This is a genomic window from Pseudomonas sp. AC463 (assembly GCF_979253585.1).
Map to the genome: position 1 here is coordinate 1 of NZ_CEEDDZ010000707.1, position 265 is coordinate 265.

The following is a 265-nucleotide window of genomic DNA, read 5'->3' on the forward strand; positions in this document are numbered from 1 at the left end:
TCCTAAACGTATTTTCAACATCATTAGTGCTCGAATCTTGCGGGGTAGATACTGGAACAGGGGGGTTCTAAAATGGGGCTCAAAAGGGAACCAGTAATTCGGCGTCTGCACATAGTAGTGTGGTGCAATTCTTCGTACTTCTTGAGCCATTAATTGGATATCATGCCAATCCCCCACATGCTCTATAACGCTGTTAGAATGCACAATATCATAGGCCATGTCACTAAAAGGAATATTCCTAGCGTCGCCACCTATAATCCTATAC

Annotated in this window: 1 protein-coding gene; it reads right to left on the bottom strand. The window is 43.4% G+C overall.

From position 1 onward, the window contains the following. Positions 1-258: class I SAM-dependent methyltransferase (locus AC0IYH_RS32030; protein WP_471838326.1), on the bottom strand; the 258-nt coding region annotated here is incomplete at its 3' end. Positions 259-265: the final 7 nt, after the last annotated feature.